The organism is Lapillicoccus sp. (assembly GCF_036559105.1).
Lineage (GTDB): Bacteria > Actinomycetota > Actinomycetes > Actinomycetales > Dermatophilaceae > Lapillicoccus.
On sequence record NZ_DATBTV010000083.1, the window covers coordinates 1 to 22,260 of the forward strand.

Sequence of the window (22,260 nt, forward strand, 5' to 3'; positions counted from 1 at the left end):
CCGGACAGGTTGGCCAGCACGACGAGCGGGCGGTTCCCGCTCGCCGCGTTGATCGCCCGGGCGGCCTTCTTCGAGGACTTCGGGAACAGGGTCCCGGCCGTGTAGACGTCGGGGCCGTCGGTGGGCGGGAACCCGCGTCGCGGGACCGACCGACTCTCGATCCCCAGCAGCAGCACCGGGAACCCACCGAGGTGGGCGTCCTGGACGACGGCGGTCTCGGCGTCGGCCATGCCGGCCCAGCGCTCCAGCGTCGGGTGGTCCTGGTCGGCGACGGCGCGCATCAGGGTGCGGATGTCGAACGCCTTCTTGCGGTCCGGGTTGGTCCGGGAGGAGAAGATGTCGCCGACCGTCGTGAAGTCGCTGCCGTCCAGCGCGTGCGGGTAGGGCGAGACGTCGCGGTCGGCCGGGTCGGTCGTCTCGGCCCGGCGGGGTCCGGACTCGCCCGGCGCCGCATACGTGTGGTCGTAGTGGGCGAGGAGGATCTGCAGCGCGCTGCCGAGGTTCGACGCCCAGTACTGCGCCTGTCCGTTCGGGCCCATGACCCGGTCGTACCCACCGATGCCGAAGTTGTCCTCCGCCGAGACGCCACCGGAGAAGTCCAGGGACTGCTTCCCGGTGAGCACCATGGCGCTGTCCGGCGTCATGACGAGGATGCCCTTGGTGTGCATCAGCATCGTCGCTTCGGCGTTCCAGTAGGGCTGCGCCCCGACGTTGATCCCGGCGACCACGATGTTGATCTCGCGACCGGCCTGGGTGAACTCGATGATCCGCTTCAGCCCCCGGGCGACCCAGTCCATGTTCTCGGTGCCCGAGTCCATCGAGATCCGCGCGCCGGCGGACAGGGCGTACCACTCGACCGGGACGTCGAGCTCCTCGGCGAGGTCGAGCGCGGCGATGATCCGCGCGCACTCCGCCTCCGACACCGCGCCCAATGCCCGGGTGGGGTCGCCGCTGAGCACGACCCGGCGAACTCCCTCCGGGTGCAAGGGGGTTCGCGTCGTGACGACGCCGACGATGATGCCGGCCTTGTTGAGTCCCGGCGGTCGGTCGACAGGGGCGAGCCGTCCGCTGTCGTCGAGGTCGTACTCGACCGACGAGCCGCCCACGCCGGCCACCAGACCCTGCATCTCGTAGGGGTAGACCGTCCCGCGGCGGCGTGCCCGCAGCACCTTCTGCTGGTAGTCGTCGATCGGCTTGAGCATCTCGGTCGCCGGCAGGCCGACGTTCGAGGTGACCCCGGAACCGGCCTGGTAGAAGAACCGCGCCGAGATCGGCGTCACCGACCCGTTCGGCCCGGCCACCCGGCCGTCCGCGCGGATCTCCTCGATCCCGGCGCCCGCCGTGAGCGGCGCGATGCTGTTCTGGACGGCGGTGAGCTGGTCGACCTCGGCGTCGATGACCGGCCACACCTGGAGCCAGACGTGGTTCATGTCGAGCCGGGCGCCCTTGGCGCCCCGACCGGCACGCGCCCGGCGAATGGCCTCGAGGCAGTTGGAGATCGCGCGCTCCACGTGGGGGAGCGACGTGACCCGGCCGGACTCGTCGCGGACGACGCCCAGCTGCCGGACCTGCGCCAGCGCGATGAGGCGCTGGTCGGCGGGGTTCTCCTGGGCGACCGCGAAGTAGAGCAGCACGTCCTCGGGCGCCTCGAGCCGGGTGAGGGTGAACTTGCGCAGCCGCCACAGGTTCAGGCGGCGCCCGACCATCGGGTGGACACCCCGCACCAGGTCGTCCTCGACGACTCCGCCGTCGTCGGTCGGCCGGAAGGTGAAGTAGGCGGGCGGCCGGTCCGCGCCGGCGCCGACCGCGATCGCGATACGCCGCACTCGGCGGATCACGTCGAGCTGCTCCACCATCGCGCGGAGCGCCGCCGACTCCTCCTCGACGTTGCTGGGCGCCTCGGGCCAGGACAGGTAGAGGTCGACGACGCTCTCATGGCCCGGGACCGCGGCCTCGACCTCGCGGGTGACCGCGTCGACCAGCCCGCTGCCGGGCTTCAGCTCGCTGATCTTCCCGATCGTCGAGACGAGGTGCGTCGGCCGGTCGTCGAGGAGGTAGTCGGCGACGGCGAACGGCCGCCCGTCGACCGTGGTCGAGGTCAGGTGGTCCAGCTCGTACTCGCGGTAGTGCCGCCGGATGAGGACCTCGAGCATCGGCTCGGTCGCGGGCATGCCGTTCTCGAGCCGCTCCAGGAGGAACCGGACGATCTGCTCCGGGATCGCGGCCAGCGCGTCGATGCGCTCGGCACGGTCCTCGGCGTCCGGCTGGTCGACGAGCAGCTCGATCTGCTCGCGCACCGACGCCAGCACGGCAGCGCGCTCGGCGTCGACGAGCGGCTGGTCGAACCAGCGGAACCGCACGCTGCGGGCCAGGTCGCCGACGATGGGGAAGCGCAGCTGGGTGGCGAGCACCAGCCGGTCCAGCACCTCACGCGCGGCCGCGGCCAGGGCCGGGTCGGCGGGGACCGGTTCGTGCATCCAGTGCTGCAGGAACGCCATGACGAGCTGGACGTCGGGAGCCGAACGCTGCTGGGCGAGGAACACCCGGAACACGGCGTTGTCGAGCTCGCGGGTCCGGTCGAGGCTCTCGACGCCGTAGTGGCGCAACACGCGCAGCAGCCGCTGGTGGAACTCCTCGGGCAGGGCGCCCCGCTCGATGTCCATCGTCTGGAGGAAGGTGTGGAACCACTCCCGAGGCGAGTGCACGCGGTTCTCGACGTGCTGGTCCTCGCCGGCCGGGCGGTTGCGGCTGAGCTCGGCGAAGTCGGCGAACAGCGCGAGCAGTGACACCTCGTTCGCGATGGGGACCTCGCTCTCGGCGGAGAGGGACTGACGAGCGGTGAGGTATGCGGCGAGGGTGCGGCCCTCGTCACCCGGGTCGAGGTCGTAGCCGAGGAGCATCCCCGACAGGTCGGTCAGCTCGTGCTCGACCTCTTCGGCGTCGGTGCGGACGACGCGGCCGGACGGCAGCTCGAGGTCCTCGGCCGGCTCGTCGCCACCAGGTGCGGCGGCCTCGTCGTCGTCCTCGGCCAGTGGCTCCAGCCGTAGCAGCGGGGCGCCGGTCTCGACCTGGCTCCCCGTGGAGACGAGCAGCTCCTTCACCGTGGCCGCGAACGGCGCCGGGAGCACGGTCTCCATCTTCATGCTCTCGAGAACGATGACCGGCGCACCGGCGGCGACCTGGCTGCCGGCGGCCGCCGGCGTCGCCACGACCAGGGCGGGGGCCGGGGAACGCAGCACGCCACCCTCGTCGCGGCTGACGCGATGCGTCGCTCCGTCGACCTCGACGAGATGGACCGGTCCGTGGCTCGCGGTGATGAGGCGGTAGCGCGAGCCCTCGACGGTGAGCCGGCTCGAGTACGCGTCGATGCGCTCCAGGGAGGCGTCGAGGGGCTCGTGGTCGTCGACGGTGACCCGGAACCGGTGCGGCCCGGTGCGCATGACGAGGATCTTGTGCACCGCCCCACGCAGCTTGAGGTCGACCGCCCGGCCCACCTTGTGCTGCACCTGCGGCCGGCCCCCGCGGGCGGTCTCCAGCAGGCGGTTGACCTCGACCTGCTCCTCGTCCTCGTACGCCTCGATCCCGGCTGCTACCAACGCGATTCCCGAGCGGTGGCGGGCGACGAGACGTCCTTCGCCGCGTACGCGGTCGATCCACCCGGTGTCGGCGGACCCGTCGATGACCTCGGGCTGGTCGAGCAGGTCGAGGATGAAGCTCTTGTTGGTCGCGCCGCCCTCGATGACCACCGTGGTCTCGGCGACCGCGCGGCGCAGGCGGCCGAGCGCCTCGTCGCGATGACGCCCGGAGGCGATGATCTTGGCGATCATCGAGTCGAAGTCGGCGGGGATCGTGTCACCCTCGCCGACACCGGTGTCCACGCGGATACCGGGACCCGCGGGCAGGGTCAGCAGGGCGATCCGGCCCGGTGCGGGGGCGAAGTCGCGGTCGGGATCCTCGGCGTTGAGCCGGGCCTCGATGGCGTGGCCGCGTTCGGCCGGCTGCTCGCCCTCGAGACGGCCGCCGGAGGCGACATGGATCTGCAGCTTGACCAGGTCGGTGTCGGTGGTGACCTCGGTGATCGGGTGCTCGACCTGGAGCCGGGTGTTGACCTCGAGGAAGGCGAAGTACTGGTCGCCCGGGTGGTACAGGAACTCCACGGTGCCGGCCCCGGCGTACCCGACGGCGAGGGCCAGCCGTTCGGCGCTGGCCTTGAGCTCGGCCGTCTGCGCGGCGGAGAGCACCGGCGACGACGACTCCTCGATGACCTTCTGGTTGCGGCGCTGGACTGTGCAGTCGCGGACGCCGAGCGCCCACGCGGTGCCCTGGCCGTCGGCGATGACCTGGACCTCGACGTGACGCGCACCGGTCACCAGGCTCTCGAGGAAGACCACGCCACTGCCGAACGCGCGCTCCGCCTCGTCCCGGGTTCGCCCGTAGGCGTCAGCCATCTCCTCGTCCGACGCGATCTTGCGGATGCCGCGCCCGCCACCACCGGCGGTGGCCTTGAGCATGACCGGGTAGCCGATCTCGTTGGCCTTGGCGATGGCGTCGTCGAGGGTGTCGAGCGCTCCACCGCTCCACGGGGCGACCGGGACGCCGACCTCCTGCGCGATGAGCTTCGAGCCGATCTTGTCGCCCAGCCGTCGCATGGCCTCGGCGCTCGGGCCGATGAAGGTGACTCCGATCCGCTCGCAGAGCTCGGCGAATGCGGGGTCCTCGGCGACGAACCCCCAGCCGACCCAGGCGGCGTCCGATCCGGTGTCGAGCAGCGCCTTCTCCAGGACAGCGAGGTCGAGGTAGGGACGGGCGGAGGCGGGGCCCAGGCTGTACGCGAGGTCGGCCTCGCGCACGAACATGGCTCGCCGCTCGCCCTCGGTATGGAGCGCGACGACCTCGATGGACGAGCCCGTCTCCGCGTTGAGGTCGCGGACGGCATGGATGAGACGCATCGCCGCCTCGCCACGGTTGACCACGGCGATCCGCCTGAACGTCACCGATGCCTCCTCGCACCTGCGTAACCGGCCACCCCGAGAATCTTCCACACCCGCTGCCTACTATCGAGTCAACCCCGCCCGCGAGGTGCGTCAACCGGGCCGGTGCGGCGGAGGACGAGGACCAGGGCCCGGGCGGCGAGCACGCAGCCGAAGAAGAACAGCGTGTCGCCGAAGAACGTGTAGAGCCGGCGCGTGGGCAGCATGTAGGGCCCGGTGTCGCTGACGAGCAGGACGATGCCGCCGATGGCGCAGGCCGCCACGAGCAGGGTCGTCGTCAGCTGCTGGACGATCCCGGTGACGAAGCCGCGGTCGCGTTCGTCGGCGAGGACGTCTCAGGAACGGAGCTCCGGCTGGCAGCATGCGCGCATGTCCGACGAGCTGCTGCCTCATCCCGTCACCAGGCAGCCGTTCCCGTCGCCGGTCCCACCCGGGGCCGGCTGGCCGGGCGACCCGGCCACGTCGCATACTCCGGTGGCCCGCGACGCCGCCGGCGTGGCGGAGCTGGCCGGCCGGGCCGCCGACGTCGGGGAGCTCGACGCGGAGATCTCGGTATGCCGGGCCTGTCCCCGGCTCGTCGCATGGCGGGAGGAGGTCGCGCGGGTCGGGAAGCGCGCGTCGTTCGTGAACCAGCCCTACTGGGGACGGCCCGGGCCGGGCTTCGGCGACCCCGACGCCAGCGTGCTCGTCGTCGGACTCGCCCCGGCGGCGAACGGGACGAACCGCACCGGCCGGATGTTCACCGGCGACCGGAGTGGTGACTGGCTGTATGCGGCGCTCCACCGCACGGGCTACGCGAGCCAGCCGACGAGCGTGGCCGCCGGGGACGGCCTCGTCCTGACCGGCTTGCGGATCGTTGCGTCGGTTCGCTGCGCGCCCCCCGCGAACAAGCCCACGCCCGCCGAGCGGGACACCTGTGGGGCCTGGCTGGACCGTGACCTGGCCCTCGCCGCGCCTCGGCTGCGCGCCCTGCTCGCGCTCGGGAGCATCGCCTGGGACGCCACGCTCGGATCGGCGCGCCGCCTTGGCTGGACCGTGCCGCGACCGAAGCCGCGGTTCACCCACGGCGCCGAGACCGTGCTCACCACATCTGGCGGACGAACGATACGGCTGCTGGGGAGCTACCACGTCAGCCAGCAGAACACGTTCACGGGCAAGCTGACCGAGCCGATGCTCGACGCGGTCATCGGGCGCCTCCGGGACTGAACCGACTGACATGCGGGAGGCTTGTCAGCCCGAATGTCGTGACATTTCGCCGAACTTGGCGCTTCGTCTTGCACATCGTTGACGAGGGGAACACAGTGAGCCTCATGCGCCGAACCACCGTGCCGGGCGGCTTCGTGGCCGCCGGCCTCGCCCCCGTCGTCCTCGTCCTCGCCGCCTGCTCCGGAAACGGGCCCGCCTCACAAGGTGCCGCCACCGGCGGTAGCAGCGGCGGAGCCTCGACCGGCTCCATCACCGTCGCCGCCAGTGACGACACCAACATCCAGGAGCTCTTCCAGCAGGTCCTCATCCCCGACTTCCAAGCCGCCAACCCCGGCGTCGCGGTCAAGCTGACCTACGACCTGCACGGGACCAACGACCAGGCCAACTTCGCCAAGCTGGCCGCGGCCGCGCAGCAGAACCACGACCCCGCCATGGACGTCACGGCGAGCTTCGTCGCCAAGGCGGCCAAGGCCGGCCTGCTCTCGACCGATACCAGCAAGGTCACCGCCCTGAGTGGGATCGACCCGAAGGTCGTCGCGGCCGGGGGCCCCGGCGCCGTGCCGTACCGCGCCTCGTCGGTGCTGCTGGCGTACAACCCCGACAAGATCCCGAACCCACCCAAGACCCTCGACGAGGTGCTCGCGTGGATCAAGGCCAACCCGGGCCGGTTCACGTACAACTCGCCGAAGACCGGTGGATCCGGCGGGGCGTTCGTCGCGACGGTGCTCGACAAGTACGTGCCCCCAGCGGACCGCGACCAGATGACGACGGGGTACCACAAGGAGCTCGAGAAGAGCTGGGACCCCGGCTGGCAGGAGCTGGCGTCGCTGAACCCGTCGGTGTTCCAGAAGGGCGTCTACCCCAACGGGAACAACCAGACCCTCCAGCTGCTGTCGTCCGGTCAGATCGACATGGCGCCGGTCTGGTCCGACCAGTTCATCTCCGGCCAGGCGTCCGGCTCGATCCCGAAGAACTTCAAGGCGCAGCAGATCTCGAACCCGTCCTTCACCGGTGGTGCCTCCTACCTCGGCGTGACCAAGGGCTCGAAGAACCAGGATCTCGCCTGGAAGTTCGTCGACTTCGTCCTCAAGCCCGAGGAGCAGGCCAAGATCGCTGACAAGATCGCCGGGTATCCGGCCATCCCGCTGACGCAGCTGCCGAGCGAGGTACAGGCCAAGTTCCAGAGCGCCGACACCCAGAACCTGCGGGCCGGTTACTACAGCGACCACAGCACCGACATCAACAACCTCTGGGACCAGAACGTCCCCGGCAAGTGAGCAAGGACGTTCGGCACCGGTTGGGCGGGCTCGCACTGGCGAGCCCGCCGCTGGTGCTCGTCGCCCTCTTCGTCGGGTTTCCCATCGTCGTCGCCGTCTCCTACAGCCTCGGCCACACCGAAGGGCTGAACTCCACCGTTGCGGCCATCGCCAGTGACCAGGTCACGGTCGACTCACCGTGGAAGGTGACCTTCGGCGCCTACGCAAAGGTGTTCGCGGACCCGCGGTTCCAGCGGGACTTCGTCGTCACCGTGCTGGCCACGCTGGCCACGACGGTCATCGTCGTCGTCCTTGCCTGGGCCATCGCGCTCTACGTGCGGCTGTCGGACACGTGGATCTCCCGCGCCCTGTCGGCGCTGGCGGTGGTGCCGATGTTCATCCCGGTGGTCATCGCGTCGTGGGCGATCCTCACCTTCTACAACGCCGACGGGTTCCTGCGGTCGGTGGCGGCACAGTTCGGCATGGAGGCGCCGGTCTGGGGGTTCTCCATGACGGCCGTGGTGATCGGTCTCGTGTGGACGCACCTGCCGTTCGCCACCCTGATGGTCGTGTCGGGCGTGCAGGGCGTTCCGGACGCGCTCATCGAGGCCGCCCGGGACGCCGGTGCGTCCTTGTTCCGGACCGTCCTGCGGGTCATCGCGCCGCTCGCGCTGGTCCCCACCGTCATCGCCGGGACGTTCACGGCGATCGGCACCCTGGGCTCGTTCACGGTGCCGTACTTCACCGGTCCGAACGCCCCGAAGATGCTGGGCGTCGACATGGCCGACTACTTCCAGGCCTTCAACCTGCCGCAGGCCTCCGTCGTGATGGCGGTCGTCGTGTTCGTCGTCGCGAGCGGCTTCGGCGCGGTCTACGTCTGGGCCAACTACCGCGCCGCCGCGCAGAGCGGCCGGGTGTGACATGACCACGATGCCGACGCTGCCCGCCGTCCAGGTCGAGGCCGAGACCTCGGTGCCGGTACGGGCTCCCATCGAGCGGGCGGCCGGCTCGCGCCGCGGTCCGCGCCGGTGGGTCGGCCGGCTGTTGAGCGCGCTGTTCATGCTGGCGATGGCGGTGTTCATTCTCGGGCCGTTGCTGTGGTTGGGGATCCGGGCCTTCGCGACCACCTGGACCTACCCCTCGCTCACTCCGGACGCCTGGACGATGCAGTGGTGGGGAGAGGTCTTCAAGGACCCCAACCTGCTCAGCTCGGTCCGGCTGTCGTTCCAGTTCGCCCTGACCACGATGATCGTCTCCGCCGTGATCTGCCTGCCCGCGGCGTATGCGTTCTCGCGGTTCGAGTTTCCCGGTCGCCGGATCTTCCTCGTCGGGCTCTTCGCGACGAACGCGTTCCCCAAGATGGGCCTGTTCGTCGCCCTGGCCTCGTTGTTCTACGCCTTCAACCTCATGTCGACGTTCGTCGGCGTCGTCATCGTCCACGTCCTCGGGACCGTCGTGTTCATGACGTGGATCCCGGCGGCCGCGTTCGCGGCGGTGCCCAGGTCCTACGAGGAGGCGGCGCGGGACGCGGGGGCGAACCGGTTCACGGTGCTGCGGAAGGTGACGTTGCCGCTGGCGCTACCCGGGATCACGGTCGCCTTGATCATGTCGTTCCTCGCGTCGTTCGACGAGGCCCAGGGCACCTACCTCGTCGGCAACCCGGAGTTCATCACCATGCCGACGCAGATGTACACGCTGGTGCTCAACTACCCACCCCAGGTGGCGGCGGTCTTCTCGATCATGCTCGCCATCCCCTCCGCCGTCCTCCTCCTGCTCGTGCGCAAGCACGTCATGGGCGGCCAGCTCGCCGAAGGGTTCCAGATCCGATGAGCCACACGACCGAGCGGGCCGACGTGGCCGCACCCGCGGACGCCGCTACGTCGGCGGCGGATCGCGGCCTGCGGCTGACCCGCCTGCACAAGGAGCTCGGCGGCCGGCCGATCGTCGACGACCTCGACCTCGACGTCGACAAGGGCCAGATGGTCTGCCTGCTCGGGCCGTCCGGCTGCGGGAAGACGACGACGCTGCGGATGATCGCCGGGTTCCTCGAGCCGGACGGCGGCGCGGTCATCATCGACGGTGCCGACGTGACCGACCTGCCGCCCGAGCGTCGCCCGACGGCGATGGTGTTCCAGAACTACGCGCTGTGGCCGCACATGTCGGTGTTCGACAACATCGCGTTCGGGCTCAAGCTGCGCAAGGTGCCGAAGCCGGAGATCGCGCAGCGGGTCGAGAGCGTTCTCGAGCTGGTCGGGCTGACGCACCACATCCGGTCACGGCCGACGCGGATCTCCGGCGGTGAGCAGCAGCGGGTCGCCCTGGCACGGGCGCTGGTGCAGGAGCCCAAGGTCCTCCTCCTCGACGAGCCGCTGTCCAACCTCGACGCCAAGCTGCGGGTACGGGTGCGCGAGGACATCCGCGAGATCCAGCAGCGCCTCGGGATCACCACGGTGTTCGTCACCCACGACCAGGACGAGGCGCTGTCGATCTCCGACCGCGTGGCGGTGATGAACGGTGGGCGGATCGAGCAGTATGCGTCGCCAATGGACATCTACCGGTCGCCGGCGACGACGTTCGTGGGCGGCTTCGTGGGGGCGACCAACACCCTGCCCGGTCGGCTGGTCCGCGACTCCGGGTCGCTGGCGGTCGTCGTCGGGTCGGCTCGAGTCCCGGTCGAGACGACCAACCTGCCCCAGGGCGAGTCCTCGGTGGACGGCGACATCGTGGCGGTCCGGCCCGAGGACGTCCTCGTCGGCGAGGGCGGCGCGGCCGCGTCGGTGGTCCGCGTCATCCCCCGCGGTCACTTCACGGAGGCGGTCGTGGACATAGACGGCGCCGAGGACGCACAGCTGCGCGCCTACGTCGACGCCGGCGCGCTGGGTACGGCCGGCGACTCCTCGACGGTCCGGTTCCGCCGGGCCCTGGTCTATCGCGACGGGTCGCTGCTCTGAGCGCCGGAGAGCACGAGGTCGGGACTGGCTCATCACCCCGCCGCGACGCCCCGCCGGATCGTCTACTCGACTGGGAGTCGAGCCCCTTGGCTGGTGTTCGACCGGCGGTCGAAAGCCTTGACTGGCAGTCGAGCGACCTGCCGCGGGCCGGGCAGAACGCTCGGCCGCTCGCCATCGCCCACCGGGGCGACCCGATCGCTCACCGGGAGAACACCGTTGCCGCGATCCGGTCGGCCCTCGACTGCGGTGCCGACATCGTCGAGATCGACGTCAAGACCACCGAGGACGGAGTGAGCGTCGTCCTGCACGACGACTCGCTCCGGCGGCTGTGGGGCGTCGACCGCGACATCCGGACGATGTCGGCGGCGGAGGTCACCGGCATCGGCATCCCGACGCTGCGCGAGGTCCTCGCGCTGTTCGAGGGTCGCCCCGCAGCGGTGATGGTCGACATGGACTCGGGGGAATGGGCCAGGGCCGCCCGGGTCGAGGCCGGCTCGGCGGTCTCCACAGGTCGGCTGCGCCAGGAGCAGGTGATGTGGTGCGGGCACGTTGCCGGGATGCGAGAGGTCCGGCAGCACGACCCCGACGCCCGGGTCTTCCTGTCCTGGGGCGAGGAGGCGCTGGACGGGCCGCCTGCCGACGACCTGGTCACGGAGCTCCGACCGGAGGCCTTCAACCCGCACTGGCAGGTCCTCGAGTCCGGAGGGCGGCACTGGGCCGCGGAGCGCCACCTGCCCGTCTCCTGTTGGACGGTCGACGACGCGACCGTCCTCGCCCGGATCCTCGACGGGGGAGTGGATGCGGTGATCAGCAACGACATCCGCGCGCTGGTGGCCGCGGTCGAGGAGCGGCATGGCTGACCCGGTGGACCTCGACGCGACCCTGCGGGTGGCGCTCGCAGCGGCGCAACGGGCCATCACGTTGGCCCGGACGATGGCGCTCGGCGAGATCCGCACCAAGCGGCACGCCGCCGACGTCGTCACCGACGTCGACGTGGCGACCGAGCGGGCAGTCCGGTCGCTTATCGCCGAGGCGTTCCCGGACCACCACGTGGTCGGCGAGGAGCTCGGCGGCGAGGCCTGGGACGGTCCTACCTGGTACTGCGACCCGGTCGACGGCACCACGAACCTGGCGTCGGGCCTCCCGTGGACCTCGTTCTCGCTGTCGCTGGCGCTCCGCCGGGAACCTCTCGTCGGCGTCGTCGCCGATCCCTGGAGGGGGGACGTGCTGCACGCCGTGGCGGATCGTGGTGCCTTCCGGCTGGTCGACGGAGCCGAGGAGCTGCTGCAGGTCCCGGCCCTCGACCGTCTGGCCGGGCGCGTGGTGATGACCGAGTGGGCGGCGCACGTCCCGTGGCCGGGGATGCGGCCCTTCCTCGACGGCCTGGGCGAACGGCACTGCACGTCGAGGATCATGGGGTCGGGCACTCTGTCGGTCGCCAGCGTCGCCGCCGGCCGGGCCGCGGGGGCCGTGATCAGCACCTTCCACCCCGAGGACCACCTCGCTGCGGTCCTGCTCTGCCGCGAGGCCGGCGCGGTGGTGTGCGACCGCGATGGCGTGGAGACCGCCTGGCCGGAACGCGGCCCGTTCGTCGCTGCCCCGCGAGGCGTTGCCACGGAGCTGCGCTCGTTGCTGGCCTGACTGCCGGTCGCCCTGTCGGCCGGGGTCGTCGTGGGGAGCACGGTCCGTAGAGCGAGCTCCGGGCCGCCTCCAGTCGTTAGGGTTGGCCGGTGCCCGCCGCTCCTAGCCTCGTCGCCGTGACCGTGCTCGGGGACGACCGGCCGGGCATCGTCGCCGACGTCACGTCCGCGCTCGCCGGCCTCGGGTGCAACCTCGAGGACTCGACGATGACGTTGCTGCGCGGACACTTCGCGATGGTCGTCCTGGTCCGTGGCGACCGGCCGGTCGAGGATGTCGAGGTGGCCCTCCGGCCGCTCACGGAGAGCGGTGACCTCGCCGTCGACGTTCGCCCGATTCCCGAGCACGGAGACGCCCGGGTACCCGGGACCGCCTACACCCTGCACGTCCACGGGGCCGACCGGCCAGGGATCGTCGCCGCCATGACCAACGTCGTCGCGCGGCACGGGGGCAACATCGTCGACCTCGGGACCCGGCTCGGCCAGGACATGTACGTCCTCATCGCGGAGTTCCTGCTGCCGTCCGACGTGTCCGTCGACGCGGTCGAGGAGGATCTCGCCGTGGTGGCGCAGGAGATCGGCGTCGACTTCCACGTGTCTGTCGTGGAGGACGACCTGCTGTGACCGAGCCGTCGGGTCCGGCCGCGTGGCGCATGCCGGACCTTCCGCCCGGCCGTGTCCTCGAGGTGGTTCGCGCCCCTGACCCGGTTCTCGGTGTGCGCGGGGAGACGGTCGACCCCGCGGCCGCCGACATCGTCGAACTGGCCGCGAACCTCGTTGCTACACAGGTGGTTTCGCCGGGGTGCGTCGGGCTGGCGGCCCAGCAGGTCGGCGTTGCCCTCCGCGTGTTCAGCGTGGACGTCGCCGGTCACCCCAAGACTCGGACCTGCCACGGACTCTTCGTCCTCTGCAACGCCGAGGTCGTCGAGGGGTCGCGACGCGAACGCGGCCGGGAGGGGTGTCTGTCGGTCCCCGACTTCACCGGCGACGTGGCGCGGGCCCGTCGGCTCACGGTGCGTGGTCAGCTGCCGGTCACCGGAGAGTGGGTCCTCGTCGAGACCGACGCCTTCGAGGCGGTCGCCGTCCAGCACGAGGTGGACCACACCCAGGGCCTGCTGTTCCTCGATCGCGTCGCCGGTCCGCACGCCGTCCACCCGCGCCGCACGTACCTCTGAGACCCCGTGCCGCCGCATCCGCCCGCGAAGCGGTCTGCATAGCGGTGTTCCGGTCGCGGCAGCGACCTTTCCACCGCTTCGGACGCCGCTTCGGACGCCGCAGGACGCCCGCTGGGCCCCGCGGTCCGGTCTCGCCCCGCATACAGTTGGGTCCGTCCCCGTGGCCCAACCGGCAGAGGCAGGCGACTTAAAATCGCTTCAGTGCGAGTTCGAATCTCGTCGGGGGCACGAGGTCACCGTCCCTGAGGCCGGCGAATCCCGCGTCGTAGCAGCAGCGCCGCGAGGCCGAGTACGACGAGCGCAGCTCCGGCGAGGAGCAGCGAGCCGGACGACGACCCCGTCGGCGAGGACCCCGACGAGGTGGTCGCCGTGAGGGGCGCCGCGACGGCCAGCAGCGGGAGGCGACGGGCGACGGAGGGATGCGACATATCCGGTCCTTACGGGAGTCGAGACCCACGGCGGGCAGCGTCATCGCGACACGCGAAGACCACCGGAGTCAGGTACCCGCATACCTCCTGAGACGTTCGCGCAGTCCGAGCCGCACCGACGGCCACTCGGCGTCGATGACCGAGTAGACGACCACGTCGCGGACGGTCCCGTCCCGCCAGAGGTCCTGGTTGCGCAGGACGCCGTCCTGCTTGGCGCCCAGCGCCTCGATGGCGCGGCGGGAGCGGCGGTTGTGCCAGTGGGTCCGGAACTCCACCGCGACGCAGTCGAGGTCGTCGAACGCCCTGGTCAGCAGGAGCAGCTTGGCCTCGGGGTTGACCGCCGTCCGCTGCGCGCTCAGCGCCAGCCAGGTCGACCCGATCTCCAGCCTCCGGTTGTCGGGGCGGACGTTCATGTAGGTGGTCATGCCCACGGCGCGGCCGGTCCGAGCGTCGCGCACGGTCCACGGGACCATCGTCCCGGCCTCGTGCTCGGTGAGACGCCGCCGGATCTCCGCAGCCATCTCCTGTGGGGACGGGATCCGGGTCACCCAGAGGCGCCACAGCTCGCCCTCCTCCACCGCCTCGGCCAGCTCGGCCCCGTGCTCGGGGGCCAGGGGTTCGAGCACGACGTGGTGGCCGCGGAGCACCGGCACCTCGAGGAAGGCGGAGATCACGATTCGACCCTAGGCGCGGACGGGAACTAAGCGGCCCTCTCGCTCGCCTTATCCTGTAGATGCGTTCCTGGGCGTTCCTTGGGAGCGCCGCACCGACTTCCAAGGAGCAAGGATGGCGAGCAGCAACCCCGTGTTCTCGCAGGTCAACCGGGAGATCAAGCAGGACTACGCCGGTTTCGACCAGCAGCGCGCCGGTCAGCAGCCCGGCTACAACCCCGCTGGGATGCAGGGCGTCCAGGACCGGATGACCAGCGACCAGCTGCAGCAGATGTACGACGCCCCGCCGGCGGGTCCGGTCCAGACCGGCCGGCTGACGTACGACGACGTCGTCGTGAAGACCCTCGGTCTGTTCGTCGTGCTGGTCGCCGCGGCGGCCGGCTCCTGGTTCCTGACGCGCGGCAACCCTGCCCTGCTGATGCCGTTCTGGCTCGGCGGCGCCCTGCTCGGCTTCGGTGTCGCCCTGGCGGTCATCTTCATGAAGACCATCAGCGCGCCGCTGATCGTCCTCTACGCCCTGCTGGAAGGCGTCTTCCTCGGGGCGTTCAGCCAGGTGATGGAGCAGCGCTGGCCCGGCATCGTCACGACCGCGGTGGTCGCGACGCTCTGCACCTTCGCGGGGATGTTGGCCGGCTACCGCTTCGGGATCATCAAGGTGACCAGTCGCAGCCGCCGAATCTTCGGGATGGCCATGATCGGCTACCTGCTGTACAGCGTGGTCAACGTCGTGGCGCTGATGTTCGGCTGGACCAGCGGCTGGGGCTTCAACAGCAGCGGACTGCTCGGCGTCGGCGTCTCGCTCCTCGGGGTCGGTCTGGCGGCATACTCGCTGGCCATCGACTTCGACGACATCGGGAACGCCGTTCGGGTGGGGATGCCGGAGAAGGTCTCGTGGAAGCTCGCTTTCGGCCTCATCGTCACGCTGGTCTGGCTCTACCTCGAGATCCTGCGGCTCCTGGCCGTCCTGCGCGGTAACTAGCGGAGGGTGACCTCGGAGCGTGAGCTCCAGCGCCTGGTCGAACGGTGGCAGCAGCTGCCGCTCGACCAGGCGCTTTCGCGTATGCCGGTGGTCCGGCCGGTCGTCCAGCAGCTGGCCGACGCGGTGGCTGACGTGGAGGGGCGCCCGCACGTCGCCGTGCCCGACCTGGGTCCGCGCGTGGTCATGGACCAGCTGACGGTGACGGTCTACGACGCGTCGCAGGCGGGTCTCGACCCGGCACCGCGGCTCGAACGGCTTCGGCGGGACCTCAGCTGAGGCGCTCGTAGATGATGGCCATGCCCTGGCCGCCGCCGACGCACATCGTCTCGAGGCCGAACTGGGCGTCCCGCTCCTGCATCCCGTTGAGCAGCGTCGTCGTGATGCGCGCACCGGTGGACCCGAACGGGTGGCCCAGGGCGATCGCCCCGCCGTTGACGTTGAGCTTGTCGAAGTCCATGCCGAGCGCGTCGGCGCTCGGGAGCACCTGCGCCGCGAAGGCCTCGTTGATCTCGTAGAGGTCGATGTCGCCGATGGTCATCCCCGCGCGGCCCAGGGCCTGGCGAGAGGCCTCGATCGGGCCGAGGCCCATGATCTCGGGGGAGAGGCCGGAGACCCCGGTGGCCACGACCCGGGCCAGCGGGGTGAGACCGAGCTCGGCGGCCTTGGTGTCGCTCATGACCACCACGGCGGCGGCTCCGTCGTTGAGGGGGCAGCAGTTGCCGGCGGTGACCGTGCCGTCGGGCCGGAACACCGGGTTCAGTCCGCTGACACCCTCGATGGTGACGCCGGGGCGTGGGCCGTCGTCGGCCGAGACGACGCGGCCGTCCGGCATGGTCACCGGCGTGATCTCGCGCTCGAAGAACCCGTTGGCGATGGCCTTCTCGGCGCGGTTCTGGCTGCTCACGCCCCACTCGTCCTGCCGCTCGCGGGTGATCCCGAGCGACGTCGCGACGTTCTCGGCGGTCTGGCCCATGGCGATGTAGACGTCGGGCAGGAGGCCGTTCGCGCGCGGATCGGTCCAGGTGGCGTTGCTCGTGGCCGTCTCGACCGTGCGGGTCATCGACTCGCCGAACAGGGGGTTCCGGGACTCGTCGTCGGCCCCACCGGCACCGGCCCAGGTGAGGTACTGGGACACGCACTCGACCCCACCGGAGAGGAACACGTCGCCCTCGCCGGCCTTGATCGCGTGGTAGGCCATCCGGGTGGTCTGCACGCTCGACGCGCAGAACCGGTTGATCGTCGCTCCAGGCAGCTGGTCGTAGCCCGCGAGGACGGCGACGACGCGGGCGAGGTTGGCGCCCTGCCGTCCGGACGGCTCCGCGCAGCCCCAGTAGAGGTCGTCGATGTCCTGCGGGTCGAGCCCCGGGACCTTGTCGAGGACGGCCCGAAGCACCTGGACCGAGAGGTCGTCCGGGCGGATCTCCTTGAGCGACCCCTTGAACGCCCGCCCGATCGGGCTGCGGGCGGTGGCGACGATGACGGCCTCACGGGAGCTGGCCACGGCGGTCCTCCTTGGACGGCGGGTAAGCGCGTGCTTACCTGGTTGGCGTCGATGATATGCCGGTCCGGCCGGCCCGGGAGCGCCGCATGGTGTGGTCTCGCTCTCGTGATGCCCGCGACCCGGCTGGCGGCCTTCCGGGCGAGATCGTGGGAACAGCTCGACCCCAGAGGGTCAACGTCTCCCACGCTCTCGGTCAGCTGCCGGCGGAGTGCTCGGCCGGCTCGCTCTGCGCGTCGTCGCCGGACGGGGTATGCGGGTCGGTATGGGGCCCCGTATGGGGCCCGGTAGGCGGGTCGGTAGGCGGGTCGGTATGCGGGTCGGCGGTGCGGGTGGGGAACGGCCGGCGCACGCGGTGCAGGACCACGGCCCAGCGGCCCAGCGGGCCGCGAGTCTGGCCGCCGATCTCGGTCGGGCTCACCTCGGTGCCGGGGTCGCGGACCGCGCTGGTCGCGGCGCGTGACACCGGGGTGACCCGCTCGCCCCGGCTGCGGTCGAGGCCCAGCACGACGTCCTCGTCGAAGAGGCCGAGCGCGGAGCAGAGGGTGGGCAGCAGGACAGCGGCCGCCCGGGCATACCCCGCCGGCGACGGGTGGAACCGGTCATGGCTGAACATCTCGTACGGGCGCTGCGCGAACTCGGGGCCGAGGATGTCGCCCAGTGACACCGTGCGGCCGCCCGCCGTCACGACCGCGACGGTCTGCGCCGCCGCAAGGTCGCGGCTCCAGCGTCGCGCCAGCGCTCTGAGCGGCTGGGCCACCGGCTGGAGGGCGCCCAGGTCGGGACAGGTGCCGACGACGACCTCGGCGCCGGCGTCGCGCAGCCGGCGGACCGCGGCCTCGAGGTGCCGCACGGCGATCGACTTGTCGATGCGGTGGGTGACGTCGTTGGTCCCGATGAGGATCACCGCGGCGTCCGGCGCGGGCACGCTGTCGAGGGCGTTGGCCACCTGGACGCCCAAGTCTCCGGAGACGGCGCCGACGACGGCGACGTTGGTGAGGCGGACCCGACGCCCGCCGAAGGCCGAGACCCCGGTCGCGAGGATGCCGCCGATGGTCTGCGGCCCGACCTCGGCACCCAGGCCGGCCGCGCTGCTGTCGCCGAGCACCAGTAGCTCGATCGGGGCTCCCGGCGCGGCACCGTAGAGACCGTCGTCCTCGGGGGCTTCCTCTCCGATGACGCCGACCGCCTTGCGCGCCATCAGGGCCTCGGCCTTGATCAGGCCGTAGCCCACCACTCCCAGCACGCCGATCCCCGCAACCCCGAAACCGCCCCCGTAGGCAGCGGTCTGGGCGATCCGGCGCGCGCGCCGTGCACGTCCCATCGCATCCCCCACCAGGTGTCCGACGGACCCCGGATCCGAGGCTGCCCCCAGTCTCCGGATGTCCGGTGTCCACCGTACGACGTGTCCCTGAGCGGGAGACGCCGGGTTGGTGGACAGTGCGGTGGCCATGCCGAAAGGAGGCAGGATGGTCCCGTGAAGTACGCCGAACACCTCGCCGACCTCGTCGGGAACACGCCCCTCGTCAAGCTGTCCGCTGTGACCGACGGCATCGCGTGCACCGTGCTCGCCAAGATCGAGTACATGAACCCGGGCGGCTCGGTGAAGGATCGCATCGCGCTGCGCATGATCGAGGCCGCCGAGCAGTCCGGCGAGCTGAAGCCCGGCGGCACCATCGTCGAGCCCACCTCCGGCAACACCGGGGTGGGCCTCGCGATCGTCGCCCAGAAGCGGGGCTACCACTGCGTGTTCGTGTGTCCCGACAAGGTGAGCCAGGACAAGCAGGACGTGCTGCGCGCCTACGGCGCTCGTGTGGTCGTCTGCCCCACGGCGGTGGCGCCGGAGCATCCCGACTCCTACTACTCCGTCTCCGACCGGCTGGTCCGCGAGATCGACGGTGCGTGGAAGCCGAACCAGTACGCCAACCCGATGGGTCCGCAGAGCCACTACGAGACCACCGGCCCGGAGGTCTGGTCGGACACCGACGGCCGGGTCACCCACTTCGTCACCGGCATCGGCACCGGCGGGACGATCAGCGGTACCGGGCGCTACCTCAAGGAGGTGTCGGACGGCGCCGTACGCATCGTCGGGGCCGACCCGGAGGGTTCGGTCTACTCGGGCGGGACCGGGCGGCCCTACCTCGTCGAGGGGGTCGGCGAGGACTTCTGGCCCGCCGCCTACGACCCGACGGTGGTCGACGAGGTGATCGCCGTCTCCGACGCCGACTCGTTCGCGATGACCCGCCGGCTGGCCCGCGAGGAGGGACTCCTGGTCGGCGGCTCCTGCGGGATGGCCGTGGTGGCGGCGCTGCGGGCGGCCGAGAGCCTGCCCGCCGACGCCGTCGTCGTCGTGCTCCTGCCGGACTCCGGGCGCGGCTACATGTCGAAGATCTTCAACGACGACTGGATGAGCTCCTACGGGTTCCTGGGCGCCGACGGCGAGACCACGGTCGGCGACGTGCTCGACAGCAAGGGGGCCCGCCTTCCCGCTCTCGTCCACACCCACCCCGGGGAGACAATCCGAACGGCGATCAGCATCCTGCGCGAGTACGGCGTCTCGCAGATGCCGGTCGTCAAGGCCGAGCCGCCGGTGACCTCCGGGGAGGTGGCCGGCTCGGTGAGCGAGCGCGCCCTGCTGGAGCTGCTGTTCACCGGTAAGGCGCACCTCGCCGACGCCGTCGAGCAGCACATGGAGCCTGGGCTCCCGCTCGTCGGGTCGGGCGAGAAGGTCAGCGTCGCGCGTCACGAGCTCGAACGCGGCGACGCCGTCCTCGTCACCGACGAGGGCAAGCCGGTCGGGGTGCTCACCCGCGCCGACCTCCTCGGCTTCCTCAGCGACTGAGCCGTACGCCGGTGACCGAGTTCGCGATCTCCGTCCCGCAGCTCGCCCCCGACGGCACCTTCGACCGGGAGGCCCTGCGCGCATACCTCGCCCGGGCCGAGGAGCTGGGGTTCGCCGGCGCATGGGTGACCGAGCAGGTCATCGGCTCGGCGCCGAACCTCGACCCCACCGTCCTGCTGGCGCTCGCGGCCACCTACACCGACGAGATCCGGCTCGGCTGCGCCGTCTACGTCAGCACGCTGGCCAGCCCGCTGCACCTGGCCAAGGCCATCGCCACGCTGGACCAGGTGAGCGGCGGACGGCTCGAGGTCGGGCTCGGGTCCGGTGGCGGGTTCCGGGCGTTCGGTGCGTTCGGGATGGAGCGCGAGGCGTTCGTCGGGCGGTTCACCGAGGGCCTCCGTCTCATGCAGGCGGCGTGGACGCAGGAGCGGTTCGACGTCGACGGCCGGTTCTGGCGGGCGCAGGGTCTCGCCATGGAGCCCAAGCCGGTGCAGAAGCCGTACCCGCCGATCTGGCTCGGCGGAGGTCACCCGGACTCCCTGCGTCGCGCCGTACGCCTCGGCGACGGGTTCATCGGCGCCGGGTCGACGATGACGGCGGACTACCTGGAGCAGGCGCGGTTCGTCCACGAGGAGCTCGAGCGGGCCGGCCGGGAGCCGGGGACGTTCCGGGTGGCCAAGCGGGTCTACCTCGCCGTCGAGGACGACCCGGCCGCCGCGCAGTCACGGCTGACCGAGGCGCTCGAGGGCCTCTACGGGTACTTCGGGACGAAGGACGTCGGCCGGGTCGGCGTCTTCGGCCGGCCGGCCGACGTCGCCGAGGTGCTGCAGTCGATCATCGACGCGGGGACCGACCTCCTGCTCCTGCACCCCCTCTACGACGACGCCCTCCAGATGGAGCGCCTCGCCGCGGAGGTCGTGCCGCTGCTCTCTTCGGGTGACTAGAAGCGATTGATCTCGGGGATGATCCGTTCGCCGATGACCTCGAGCCAGTCGGTGCGCGACCCGTCCAACCCGCGGCTGTGCACGTGCTGGACGCCGAGGGCGGAGAGGTCCTTGAGGTGGGCCAGGATCGCGTCGACGTTCTGACCGTCGGGTCCGGGGTCGATCGGGCACATCACGGTCTTGGCGATCGTGTCGTAGTCGCGACCGAGCGTCTCGCAGTGCTCGCGCAGGATGTCGAGCTTGCGCTCCAGCTCGGGAGAGTCGAAGAGGTTGCAGGCGTCGGCGTACTGCGCGACCATCCGCAACGTCTTCCGCTCGCCGCCACCGCCGATGAGGATCGGCGGGTGCGGCCGTTGCACCGACTGCGGTGAGTTGAGGGCCCGGCCGAGCGTGTAGTGCTTGCCCTCGTACGGCGCGTCGCTGTCGCTCCACATCTGCAGGCAGATCTGCAGCGTCTCCTCGAGGCGCTCGAACCGCTCGGCCGTGGGCGGGAACGGGAGGCCGAGACCGCGGGACTCCTCCTCGTTCCAGGCGGCGCCGATGCCGAGCCAGGCGCGCCCGCGCGAGAGGACGTCGAGCGTGGTGACCTCCTTGGCCAGCAGCCCCGGCTCTCGGTAGACCGCCGCCGTGACCCAGGCGAGCAGCTCCACCTTCTCGGTGACCGCGGCGAGGTACCCGAGCGTCGTGTAGGCCTCGAGCATCTCGTGCTCCGGTGGGCCGATGTGCCCGATCTGCCACACGTGGTCCATCACCGACAGCTTCCGGACCCCGACGTCCTCGGCCAGCCTCGCGGTCCGGGCCAGGTCCGTGACGAAGGTGGCCGGCCCGCCGGACCACGTGAAGTTCGCAAGGTGGATGCCGAGTTCCATGTTTCGCACGCTACGCCCGGGCGCCTGGGAGAACCCTGGATGGCCTAGGGCGGGAGCACGGCTGCCGCGAGCATCTCGCCCAGCCACGACTCGTACTCGCGATGCGTCCAGCCGCGTTGCCCCACCAGCGCGTCGAAGTTCGCCTGGGCGCAGAGCGTCCAGACGAGGTCGGCCGCCCGGTCGGCGGGAAGTCCCGGCCGGAGCTTGCCCTGGCGGTCGAGGAGGTCGGCGAGACGCCGCATACCCTCGAGGCGCTGGGCGGCCAGGTCGGCTTTCAGCCGCTGCAGGGCGGGGTCGGACGACGCAGCGCTGTCGAGGACCCGGAGCAGCGGGCCGACCCGGCTCCAGACTCCAGGCTGGGTATGCGCGTAGGCCACCAGCTGCCGTCGCGGGTCGGGTTCGTCGATGACCCGGCGGATGCCCTCGCGCTCCTCGACCGGGCGCTCCGAACGCTCGACGCCACCGGCGAGGGCCGCCTGCACCGCGGCCGTGAGGAGCCCGGCCTTGCCGGCGGCAGACCGGTAGACGGTCTCCACCGCGACGCCTGCCCCGGCGGCGATCGCCGGGATCGTCGTGCCGGCGTAGCCCCGCTCGACGAACAGCTCTGCCGCTGCCTCGACGATGCGGTGCCGGGTGGCGGCGGCCTGCTCGCGTCGCCGGCTCGCGTCGTACCGGCGCCGGGGGGTTGTGTCGGGAGACATTGAAGAGAATGATACTGGCATGAATACTGACACCACGACGGGACACGCCGTCGAGAGCCGGACGCTCGGCCCGGACCAGCTGAAGGCCGCGGCCCGCCGCGTCCTCGAGGAG

The 22,260-nt window shown here is 71.2% G+C and carries 21 protein-coding genes and 1 tRNA gene; 14 read left to right on the plus strand and 8 right to left on the minus strand.

All coding sequences use genetic code 11. The features are described 5' to 3' along the window. Positions 1–4,994 (minus strand): biotin carboxylase N-terminal domain-containing protein (locus VIG79_RS10645; protein WP_331885364.1); only part of this gene is annotated, 4,994 nt, incomplete at its 3' end. A 68-nt stretch (positions 4,995–5,062) separates the two neighbouring features. Further along, on the minus strand, positions 5,063–5,254 hold the full coding sequence (locus VIG79_RS10650; protein ID WP_331885366.1) for a hypothetical protein: 192 nt from the start codon (positions 5,252–5,254) through the stop codon (positions 5,063–5,065). Positions 5,255–5,360: 106 nt separating this feature from the next. On the opposite strand from VIG79_RS10650, the gene VIG79_RS10655 reads away from it, so the two are divergent. The 10 genes from VIG79_RS10655 (at position 5,361) to VIG79_RS10700 (ending at position 13,444) form a co-directional block, all read left to right on the plus strand. After that, the gene (locus VIG79_RS10655; protein WP_331885368.1) at positions 5,361–6,197 is read left to right on the plus strand and encodes a uracil-DNA glycosylase; all 837 of its coding nucleotides are present in this window, start codon (positions 5,361–5,363) and stop codon (positions 6,195–6,197) included. Positions 6,198–6,301: 104 nt separating this feature from the next. Further along, a complete protein-coding gene (locus tag VIG79_RS10660; RefSeq protein ID WP_331885370.1) occupies positions 6,302–7,474 on the plus strand; it encodes an extracellular solute-binding protein in 1,173 nt (390 codons plus the stop codon). Next, complete coding sequence (locus VIG79_RS10665; protein WP_331885372.1) at positions 7,471–8,373, plus strand: ABC transporter permease; 903 nt, start codon at positions 7,471–7,473, stop codon at positions 8,371–8,373. The genes VIG79_RS10660 and VIG79_RS10665 overlap by 4 nt, the downstream gene beginning before the upstream one ends. Position 8,374: 1 nt before the next feature. After that, positions 8,375–9,283, plus strand: coding sequence for an ABC transporter permease (locus VIG79_RS10670; protein ID WP_331885374.1), 909 nt, complete (start codon positions 8,375–8,377; stop codon positions 9,281–9,283). Further along, a complete protein-coding gene (locus VIG79_RS10675) occupies positions 9,280–10,404 on the plus strand; it encodes an ABC transporter ATP-binding protein (protein ID WP_331885376.1) in 1,125 nt (374 codons plus the stop codon). Before VIG79_RS10670 ends, VIG79_RS10675 begins: the two co-directional genes overlap by 4 nt. 86 nt (positions 10,405–10,490) lie before the next feature. Further along, positions 10,491–11,264 (plus strand): glycerophosphodiester phosphodiesterase, encoded by a 774-nt coding sequence (locus tag VIG79_RS10680; RefSeq protein WP_331885378.1) that lies wholly within the window; start codon positions 10,491–10,493, stop codon positions 11,262–11,264. Next, a complete protein-coding gene (locus VIG79_RS10685) occupies positions 11,257–12,045 on the plus strand; it encodes an inositol monophosphatase (RefSeq protein WP_331885380.1) in 789 nt (262 codons plus the stop codon). The genes VIG79_RS10680 and VIG79_RS10685 overlap by 8 nt, the downstream gene beginning before the upstream one ends. Before the next feature lie 89 nt (positions 12,046–12,134). Next, the gene (locus VIG79_RS10690) at positions 12,135–12,665 is read left to right on the plus strand and encodes a glycine cleavage system protein R (RefSeq protein ID WP_331885382.1); all 531 of its coding nucleotides are present in this window, start codon (positions 12,135–12,137) and stop codon (positions 12,663–12,665) included. Beyond that, a complete protein-coding gene (locus VIG79_RS10695; protein ID WP_331885384.1) occupies positions 12,662–13,216 on the plus strand; it encodes a peptide deformylase in 555 nt (184 codons plus the stop codon). Before VIG79_RS10690 ends, VIG79_RS10695 begins: the two co-directional genes overlap by 4 nt. Positions 13,217–13,370: 154 nt before the next feature. After that, a tRNA-Leu gene (locus VIG79_RS10700) sits at positions 13,371–13,444 on the plus strand. 5 nt (positions 13,445–13,449) lie between these two features. Here VIG79_RS10700 and VIG79_RS10705 read toward each other — a convergent pair. Then, positions 13,450–13,644: an LPXTG cell wall anchor domain-containing protein gene (locus tag VIG79_RS10705; RefSeq protein ID WP_331885386.1), complete on the minus strand. Its 195-nt coding sequence runs from the start codon at positions 13,642–13,644 to the stop codon at positions 13,450–13,452. A gap of 68 nt (positions 13,645–13,712) precedes the next feature. Continuing rightward, entirely contained in the window at positions 13,713–14,318 is a 606-nt protein-coding gene (locus VIG79_RS10710) for a GNAT family N-acetyltransferase (RefSeq protein ID WP_414672617.1), read from the minus strand. 112 nt (positions 14,319–14,430) lie between these two features. Between VIG79_RS10710 and VIG79_RS10715 the strand changes: the two genes are divergently transcribed. Together VIG79_RS10715 and VIG79_RS10720 are read left to right on the plus strand one after the other, a co-directional pair. Further along, positions 14,431–15,294, plus strand: a complete 864-nt coding sequence (locus tag VIG79_RS10715) for a Bax inhibitor-1/YccA family protein (RefSeq protein WP_331885388.1) — start codon at positions 14,431–14,433, stop codon at positions 15,292–15,294. Positions 15,295–15,300: 6 nt separating this feature from the next. Next, positions 15,301–15,570 carry a hypothetical protein gene (locus VIG79_RS10720; RefSeq protein WP_331885390.1) on the plus strand — a complete coding sequence of 90 codons (270 nt, stop codon included), beginning with the start codon at positions 15,301–15,303 and terminating at the stop codon, positions 15,568–15,570. Here VIG79_RS10720 and VIG79_RS10725 read toward each other — a convergent pair. Together VIG79_RS10725 and VIG79_RS10730 are read right to left on the minus strand one after the other, a co-directional pair. Beyond that, complete coding sequence (locus tag VIG79_RS10725) at positions 15,563–16,795, minus strand: acetyl-CoA C-acetyltransferase (protein WP_331885391.1); 1,233 nt, start codon at positions 16,793–16,795, stop codon at positions 15,563–15,565. The genes VIG79_RS10720 and VIG79_RS10725 overlap by 8 nt on opposite strands. A gap of 193 nt (positions 16,796–16,988) precedes the next feature. Further along, positions 16,989–18,116, minus strand: a complete 1,128-nt coding sequence (locus VIG79_RS10730; RefSeq protein ID WP_331885393.1) for an SGNH/GDSL hydrolase family protein — start codon at positions 18,114–18,116, stop codon at positions 16,989–16,991. 153 nt (positions 18,117–18,269) lie between these two features. On the opposite strand from VIG79_RS10730, the gene VIG79_RS10735 reads away from it, so the two are divergent. Together VIG79_RS10735 and VIG79_RS10740 are read left to right on the plus strand one after the other, a co-directional pair. After that, positions 18,270–19,634: a cystathionine beta-synthase gene (locus VIG79_RS10735; protein WP_331885395.1), complete on the plus strand. Its 1,365-nt coding sequence runs from the start codon at positions 18,270–18,272 to the stop codon at positions 19,632–19,634. An 11-nt stretch (positions 19,635–19,645) separates the two neighbouring features. Beyond that, positions 19,646–20,578, plus strand: coding sequence for an LLM class flavin-dependent oxidoreductase (locus VIG79_RS10740; protein ID WP_331885397.1), 933 nt, complete (start codon positions 19,646–19,648; stop codon positions 20,576–20,578). Here VIG79_RS10740 and VIG79_RS10745 read toward each other — a convergent pair. Beyond that, positions 20,575–21,447, minus strand: coding sequence for an LLM class F420-dependent oxidoreductase (locus VIG79_RS10745; RefSeq protein ID WP_331885399.1), 873 nt, complete (start codon positions 21,445–21,447; stop codon positions 20,575–20,577). The two genes, VIG79_RS10740 and VIG79_RS10745, sit on opposite strands and share 4 nt — an antisense overlap. A gap of 44 nt (positions 21,448–21,491) precedes the next feature. Next, positions 21,492–22,148, minus strand: a complete 657-nt coding sequence (locus tag VIG79_RS10750) for a TetR/AcrR family transcriptional regulator (RefSeq protein WP_331885401.1) — start codon at positions 22,146–22,148, stop codon at positions 21,492–21,494. Between the last annotated feature and the right edge of the window lie 112 nt (positions 22,149–22,260).

Excerpts from the sequence above, each read along its gene's own strand:
- VIG79_RS10655 (WP_331885368.1), top strand. The coding sequence starts at position 5,361 with ATGTCCGACGAGCTGCTGCCTCATCCCGTCACCAGGCAGCCGTTCCCG.
- VIG79_RS10660 (WP_331885370.1), top strand. The coding sequence starts at position 6,302 with ATGCGCCGAACCACCGTGCCGGGCGGCTTCGTGGCCGCCGGCCTCGCC.
- VIG79_RS10670 (WP_331885374.1), top strand. The coding sequence starts at position 8,375 with ATGACCACGATGCCGACGCTGCCCGCCGTCCAGGTCGAGGCCGAGACC.
- VIG79_RS10675 (WP_331885376.1), top strand. The coding sequence starts at position 9,280 with ATGAGCCACACGACCGAGCGGGCCGACGTGGCCGCACCCGCGGACGCC.
- VIG79_RS10685 (WP_331885380.1), top strand. The coding sequence starts at position 11,257 with ATGGCTGACCCGGTGGACCTCGACGCGACCCTGCGGGTGGCGCTCGCA.
- VIG79_RS10705 (WP_331885386.1), bottom strand. The coding sequence starts at position 13,644 with ATGTCGCATCCCTCCGTCGCCCGTCGCCTCCCGCTGCTGGCCGTCGCG.
- VIG79_RS10715 (WP_331885388.1), top strand. The coding sequence starts at position 14,431 with ATGGCGAGCAGCAACCCCGTGTTCTCGCAGGTCAACCGGGAGATCAAG.
- VIG79_RS10730 (WP_331885393.1), bottom strand. The coding sequence starts at position 18,116 with ATGGGACGTGCACGGCGCGCGCGCCGGATCGCCCAGACCGCTGCCTAC.
- VIG79_RS10745 (WP_331885399.1), bottom strand. The coding sequence starts at position 21,447 with ATGGAACTCGGCATCCACCTTGCGAACTTCACGTGGTCCGGCGGGCCG.
- VIG79_RS10750 (WP_331885401.1), bottom strand. The coding sequence starts at position 22,148 with ATGTCTCCCGACACAACCCCCCGGCGCCGGTACGACGCGAGCCGGCGA.